This is a genomic window from Comamonas sp. JUb58 (genome assembly GCF_004364775.1).
GTDB lineage: Bacteria > Pseudomonadota > Gammaproteobacteria > Burkholderiales > Burkholderiaceae_C > Comamonas.
On the sequence record NZ_SOAL01000045.1, the window covers coordinates 1 to 6,487 of the forward strand.

The 6,487-nt window shown below is 56.7% G+C and carries 10 protein-coding genes; all 10 read right to left on the reverse strand.

Going from position 1 to position 6,487, the window contains the following annotated elements; all coding sequences use genetic code 11:
* Positions 1–56: 56 nt before the first annotated feature.
* Positions 57–2,021, reverse strand: a complete 1,965-nt coding sequence (locus EDF71_RS24665; RefSeq protein WP_133859162.1) for a phage tail length tape measure family protein — start codon at positions 2,019–2,021, stop codon at positions 57–59.
* A 95-nt stretch (positions 2,022–2,116) separates the two neighbouring features.
* Positions 2,117–2,320, reverse strand: a complete 204-nt coding sequence (locus EDF71_RS24670) for a hypothetical protein (RefSeq protein WP_133859163.1) — start codon at positions 2,318–2,320, stop codon at positions 2,117–2,119.
* A gap of 35 nt (positions 2,321–2,355) precedes the next feature.
* The gene (locus tag EDF71_RS24675) at positions 2,356–3,456 is read right to left on the reverse strand and encodes a type I restriction endonuclease (RefSeq protein WP_133859164.1); all 1,101 of its coding nucleotides are present in this window, start codon (positions 3,454–3,456) and stop codon (positions 2,356–2,358) included.
* Positions 3,457–3,523: 67 nt separating this feature from the next.
* The gene (locus tag EDF71_RS24680; protein ID WP_133859165.1) at positions 3,524–3,814 is read right to left on the reverse strand and encodes a DUF1799 domain-containing protein; all 291 of its coding nucleotides are present in this window, start codon (positions 3,812–3,814) and stop codon (positions 3,524–3,526) included.
* A gap of 38 nt (positions 3,815–3,852) precedes the next feature.
* Positions 3,853–4,233 (reverse strand): phage tail assembly chaperone, encoded by a 381-nt coding sequence (locus EDF71_RS24685; protein WP_166656649.1) that lies wholly within the window; start codon positions 4,231–4,233, stop codon positions 3,853–3,855.
* A 137-nt stretch (positions 4,234–4,370) separates the two neighbouring features.
* On the reverse strand, positions 4,371–5,021 hold the full coding sequence (locus EDF71_RS24690; RefSeq protein ID WP_133859167.1) for a phage tail tube protein: 651 nt from the start codon (positions 5,019–5,021) through the stop codon (positions 4,371–4,373).
* A gap of 241 nt (positions 5,022–5,262) precedes the next feature.
* The gene (locus tag EDF71_RS24695; RefSeq protein WP_133859168.1) at positions 5,263–5,619 is read right to left on the reverse strand and encodes a DUF3168 domain-containing protein; all 357 of its coding nucleotides are present in this window, start codon (positions 5,617–5,619) and stop codon (positions 5,263–5,265) included.
* Positions 5,612–5,983 (reverse strand): HK97-gp10 family putative phage morphogenesis protein, encoded by a 372-nt coding sequence (locus EDF71_RS24700; RefSeq protein ID WP_133859169.1) that lies wholly within the window; start codon positions 5,981–5,983, stop codon positions 5,612–5,614. Before EDF71_RS24700 ends, EDF71_RS24695 begins: the two co-directional genes overlap by 8 nt.
* On the reverse strand, positions 5,970–6,302 hold the full coding sequence (locus EDF71_RS24705; RefSeq protein ID WP_133859170.1) for a phage head closure protein: 333 nt from the start codon (positions 6,300–6,302) through the stop codon (positions 5,970–5,972). The genes EDF71_RS24700 and EDF71_RS24705 overlap by 14 nt, the downstream gene beginning before the upstream one ends.
* A 2-nt stretch (positions 6,303–6,304) precedes the next feature.
* The coding region (locus EDF71_RS25330; protein WP_208301134.1) for a head-tail connector protein at positions 6,305–6,487 on the reverse strand (183 nt) is incomplete at its 5' end.

A 6,487-nucleotide genomic window follows, 5' to 3' on the forward strand; every position in this document is an offset into this window, starting at 1 on the left:
CGCTCGCGGACCTCGGCGGGAAATTTATTGGGTTTGTTGTTCATGACTCAATCCTCTCAGGAGTTGAGCCTCCACGGAATCCGGTGTGATTCAATGTACTTGCGGTAGCCCTTCTCAGCCTCCTCTTGCGCCTTGATCTGCTTCTCAAGCTCAGTGCGGTTTTTCTGGGTCTCCTGCCACACCAGCGCCTCGGCGAGTTGGCCTTCCAGGTTCGCCTTGGTTCGCTTGTTGGTAGTGCCGGCAATCTCCTCCTGCAGCTTGCCCACCAGCTTGTCAGATTCGCTCAGGTCTTGAGCTGCCGCGCCGCGATCCTGCAGGCGCTTGATTAGCTCCTCTTCTGCCTGGATTCGGGCACGGATGCCAGATACAGCCTTCTCTTGCTGGCCTACGCCCTTGGAGCCGCCACTTCCGCGCTCCTCATAGCTCTTCAGAATGGAAGACTTCATCTCCTGGCTCAATGGAGCGCCGAGCTTCTTCTCCCATTCCTTGATCTCAATCTGCGCCTTCTGGGCAGCAGTGCCGAACTTCTTGAGCCACTCAGTGTTCTCCGAGATGGCCTTACCATAGGCCTTGACTGGTTCCGTGTTCCACTCGGCCGGATCGGGGGCGTTGTCGCCGTATTGCTCGGTGGAGACCTTTTTCAACAGAATCTCTCGCTGTTGATTCGCAACAGCCAGTTGAGACAGCGAGTCCACATAGTCATCTGTGAACACGGCATTAAGACTGTTGCGGAAGCCTCGCCAACCTGCTGCTTTCGGGTCAAAGGCCTCCACGTTGCGCTGGATGCGAGAGATGCGCGCTTCAACATCAACGAGAGCGCTCTGTGGATTGTCAACCTTATCCCCGCCGAGCAAGATGCTGCCCATATTGGCGGTGCGCAACTGAGCCATCGCATTCACCAAGCGGACAGCCACATTGGTAGATTCCACCATCAAGTTGACGATGGTCGCAAATGCCTGCTTGGTCTCTGCAGAAGAAAGTGTGGCCGTTAGATCGTTTACGCTTTGCGTGAGACCGTCAACACTGCCGCCGCTGCCAGTCATCAGATCGCTTACCGTATTTTTCAGGCCGGCGAGAGCCCCACCCAAAGTGCCACGAGCAGCTTCGGCCGCTCCACCATATGAGCTTTCGAGAGCTTTGAGAATAATCGCCTGTGCTTCCGCCTTCTTGCCGACCTCCTCAAGCTGCTCGACCAGCATCTTCTCAGCTTCGGTGAAGCGAAAACCCTGCTTACTGAGGGCCGTAAGTCCCTCACTGGGCACATCCAGGGCCTTTCCAATGGTCTCTGCCGACTGAGTTACTGACATTCCCATGCGCTGTGCCATGTCGATAGTGGCCTGCATCGCCTTCGGGAACTGCTGTCCAACCACATTTGAGTAGCTGAGCATGCGGGTCTGCGCCTGGTTGATTTCTCCCGGGCTAAAGATCGACTTCTTGGACATGGCGTCAGCCATCTCGTTCAGGGCGTCAGCACTCCATCCAGCTGCTTCGCCCGTAGATCTCAGCACCGCTTGCAACTGCGCCTGTTCATTGGCCGCATCGATGGTTTCGCTGATGAATTTAGCGTAGAACGCGCCACCGGCAACCGCTGCCCCAATTTTCCCAAGCACACCACCAAGCGTGGACGCAGCTGCGTTCCATTTGTTGGTGGAGTCTGCTGCTTTGTCCTGCTCGGCTTGCGCTTTACGCAGATCAGCCAAATATGGCTTCAGAGCATCTTGACTGACGCCACGAATGCGGGCAATTTCGCTGTAATAGTCTGCGGTTCCCTTGGCGCCCGCGTTCGCCGCTGCAGTAGTTCGCTGGATCGAGTCAATGAGACTCTTGGTCGCGCGCTCAGCGCGCTTGCTGCCATCCTCAGCCCCCGTACCCACGCCTCCGAACGCCTTGCCGGCGCCCTGTCCAGCTTGCTCGATGTCGCGGCCAGCTTTTTTTGCAGTTGCACCCAGCTTGACCAAGCCTTGCTCTGCCTGGCTGCCATCAAATTCTGCTGTTAGTTTTGTACTCAGATCATCGGACATAGGCGCCTCAGAAATGCAAAAGGCCCACACCGAGGTATAGGCCAGAAATGAAAATCCCGCTCTGGGCGGGACGGTTGGGGATGCTTAACTTAGGCTTATTCGCGCTTTTTCAGCAACAACGCCGCCAGACCAATTGGGAGCACAACGCCACAGATGGCTAAAAACAAAACTTCCATGACCATGCCGCCTCGATGGAATCCATTCTCAGCTAGCTCGAAGAGAACAGATACACGTACTGCAACTAGAACTGCGACCAAAGCAGCCACGAGCAGTAAAAAATACCCAACGAGTCTTGACATGCGCCCTCCATTCAGAAAGACGCATGCTACACGAACTACGCAACACGCGTCACAGCCTCAATGAGGGCCTCCGAGAAGTTGTAGATCTCGTCCAGGTGCGCAATTGGATGCCGTGTCTCTTTCTTATCATGATTAAGAATGCCTAAATACTTCTGCCCCCTGTTGAAGTGCAGTCGACAGACCGGCTTGCGATTGTTGTCGTCCAACAGAATTCCAAAATAGCTTTGCGTGTCGCGGTGCCCTATTCTGCTGGAATCAACAACCGGGCGAATGATCGATTTGACAATGAAGTAGCCCTCCATCTCCTCCTCGGTCGTCACCACTCTTTCCTCGTCGTCACAGTCTGTAGACATGCTCTCAACTGGTGTGGCTGCAACAACGGGGCTCGGTGCATTTACCACGATTGGCATACTCGCGTTAACACCAGTCATCGCCGATTTCAAACGATCATTTACCAGGTCCGCTGTGTACTGACGGATGGCCTTTTCAAGCAGCGGCTGAAATTGCTCACGTACTCTTGCGGTGATTGCTCCGTCATACACTCGCGCTGTGAAAAAGCGCAGAAATTCGTCGCCGGGTGAAGTAAACTGCGCCGAAATTTCGCGCTTGATCTGCCCAATGTATTTGAGCTCTCCCGCCGCGCTGATGATGGATTCCACATCAAAGGTTGATTTCGTCAGCTTGTTGAGCTCAGGCACTGCGTGCTCATCAATGTCTAACAGATCCAGCTCCAAGAATGGCTTGTCGTCCATCTTGTTTGGGGCATCTAAATCAGTGAAAAACTTGTAAATTTGCCCATTTGTCAGGATGGAGATGCGAGCAGTTGTCACATGGAAATACCGGAAGAGTTGGCCCGCGTGATTGACATTTAGCGGCTCACCAATCTTTTTGCACTCAATGAGCATCTGGATCTGACCATCCTTAAGAATGGCGTAATCAATTTTTTCGCCCTTCTTAGTCCCAATGTCACAGACGTACTCAGGGACTACCTCTTGCGGATCAAAAACATCATATCCAAGCACATTCTTAATGAACGGCATGACAAAGGCATTCTTAGTCGCCTCCTCAGTGGCGATAGACGCCCCTTGTTGACGAATCTTGGCTGCCAACGCATTCAAGCTTTCAAGAAACTCCATATCCCCTCCTATTAGGAATGGAGTATGTTACCAAATGTCTGAATCATGATAGCTGATAAGAGCAAGCTTAGCCCGCCTTGTTCATCACAGCCAGCGCGGCTCGCTCCATCACCCGCAGCATCTCGAAATTCTCGTTCCAGCTTTCCTTGTCGGGGCTGATTCGGTCAAGAAGCGGGTAAGCGGCGGTGTATGACAGGCCATAGCGGATGAACACGCCGCCACCCATCCCTCCGCCGACAGCGGCCAGCCATTGGGTGGAGAGGGACTCGAAAAGCTGCACAATTTCATGGTTTTCCGGCCAAACATCGACCGGCTCCAATTCATCTGCATAGTCTTCCGGATCCCACCCCGCAGCCACCTCAACAGGTGGCGCAAAGATGGCCTCTGCGGCCTCCCTTAGTTTCCCAGGCGGCCGTTCAGGCAGATCTGGCGGTAGTCTTCCAGCAAGGCAGCAGCGCCACCAGGCAGCTCATCGGAGAACTGGGTGAGGCTTTCGACATCCAGCTCGATCTCTGCGTCCCAGGTCTTGATGGCAGCGACCAGGAAGCGACCGTTGCTCTCCGAGCCTTGGGAGAACAGTTGCTCCCAGCGGGTTTTTTCGTCCACCGCTGGGCCGTCTTCCTTGTCGGCGTTCATCTGGTCCAGCATTTCTCCGAAGTCGGTTCGGGTGCGGTACACGCCTTTGTACTTGATCTTTCCCGTGGTGCCGTCGGGCATTGGGAAGGTGACAGTGCGCTGCGCGAAGGTTTCAGGGCGATTGCCAAGTTTGATAGCCATGGTTTGGTTTCCTTTGGATGGGGAGAAGTGCCCGCGCCCCACCTGCCGTCCTCCCCACGAGGAAAACGAACAGGCAGGGCCGGTGCGAGGGTTGGGCATTGCCCAAAAGAATGGCCCTCACATGGAGGGCCGGGGACTTAAGCCGCCTTGTAGCGGATTGGTCGGTTGTTGCCGTTGAACACCGCAGTCACGGTGTTGATCTGGCCGTCGTTGAGGGATGGCACATCGTTCAGTGCAACGGTGCAAGGCAGGTACAGGCGGGCACCGGAGCGCGACATCATCTTCAAGCAAGTGTCAGTCTGCACATCGGTGAGCGTCTTCAGCAGGTCGTAGCCGGCAGTGCCGATGGCGTCCGCGTCCATCGTGAGCTGGTACTGGGTCGCTGCAAAGCCATCGTTGATCGAGTAGCCAACGTCGGATTCCAGGTACTTGTAGTTGACCGTCTGGGGATCGCCACCCGAGCTGGAAGCCGCAGTCACCTGGGTGATTTGCTGGAAAGCATTGACCTTGCGCACACTGCCCGCGCCAGTGCCGGCGGGGAAGAAGTTCAGGTTGGTGGTATCAGCGCCCGACAGCACGAAGGAGTCGGTGGTAGCCGACTTGACCTCGAAAACGCGTCGATTGAGGCGACCCCAGCCGGAGGTCATTTCCACCGCGTCACCAGCAACAAAGCCGTGCGCCGTGGCGGAGACAACCGCCTCTGCAGCGTTGGAGATAGCGGTCACAGTTTTGGCCGCAGCGAAGGTGGAGGCAATCCAGAAGGTAGTGCCGGTAGGTACAGAAGCCATAAGGGCCTTTCAAAGAAAAAGCCGCTTGGTAGCGGCGGGTTTCTCTGCGGGGCCAATGGCTGTGGGGCTACTCGCGTGTCCCTTGCGGGAGAGGCATTGAGCAGCGCGACAAACCGCGCGGCAGACGTTGCGAAATGAATTGGTTTACTTCTTGGGGGCTTGGCTCTCCAGCCACTTTTCCCAAGAAGAAAGGGCTGCTCGGATCGCCCGAATCAGCCCTTCGTGAAGAAGTTTGGTTGCGTTACTCATCTGTGTTTTCCCAAATGGAGAAGTCCTGAATGGCTCCGTGGAGCTTCGTGTCTGGTTCATAGGTGGCGCGCAGGCTGCCAACCACCTCCACAGCCATGTCGAGCTTGAGCATCTCGCGCTCGATGAGGAGGGATTTCATGGTCGCCTCGCTGCGAGTCGTGGCCCAGACCGCAATCTGGAACAGCCCATTGCGAAGCGGCGCCATCGCCTGCTCGACATACTGTGTCGGCTTGCCGCCCACCTGCTGATAAACCGCCCACGGGGCCGCCGTTCCGCTTGGCGCGACATCTGCGAACACCTTGCCGCCCACGATGGGCTTGAGCTGCGTGACAAGCTTGGTTTCAATCACGAAGCACCTCCTTGAGCTTTTCGAGCATCGCCTCCCTCACCCGGGCGCTTGCCTGGCCGTGCGCTGGGCGCAGGAACGGCTGGGCTGCGGCACGGCTGGTGCCGAACTCGATCAGGTGGCCATGTGGCGCCTTGCGTTTGTTCCACGAGATGTCGTAGAGCGCCCTGCCCTCGCCGGAGCGCTTGTCGCCGTAAGCCTGGTAGATGGCCGCCTTGAGCTTGCCGGTCTTCACCGGGACATTGGACAGCACCTGCTCATAGAACACCTGGGCGCCGGCCTGAGCGACTGCACGGGCCGATTCCTCAACTTTCTGGGCCTTGGCCTTGAGCTGGTCTTCCCACGCCTTGGTGTCAAACTTGAACATCGCTCACCCTCTTGCAGGCCAGGTCCACAAAATCACGCCTCTGCCCAGGCAGGACTGCATCAATCTCGTAGACCGCGCCCATAAAGATCACACGCATCGCGGCTGTGATGTCCGTTCGCCATCGAATGCGCATGGAAGCACGAACTATCGAGGTGTCCGCGTCGGCTTTGATGGCCTGCGCGCCGTTCTGGTGGAGCACATGGGCCCACACCGTGGCATGGTCAGTCCATGGGCCATCTGGCAAAGGGTTGCCCCAGTCGTCAGACCCGCCCTGCTTCTGGATCTTGATGCGGTCGCGTAGTTGGCCAATGGTCGTCATGGTCAGACTCCATGGGTAATGCGGTGCGGCCGCAGCAAGGAACGAGCCCCGCCAGGCAACTGCACAACAGATGCCCCAGCCACAACATCTTCGCGGTTGGAATATAGGTGCCCCAAGATCAGCAGCATTGCCGCCTTGATGGCGTAGTTCACAACCATAGGGTTGGCACCGGCCGTCTCAGCAGC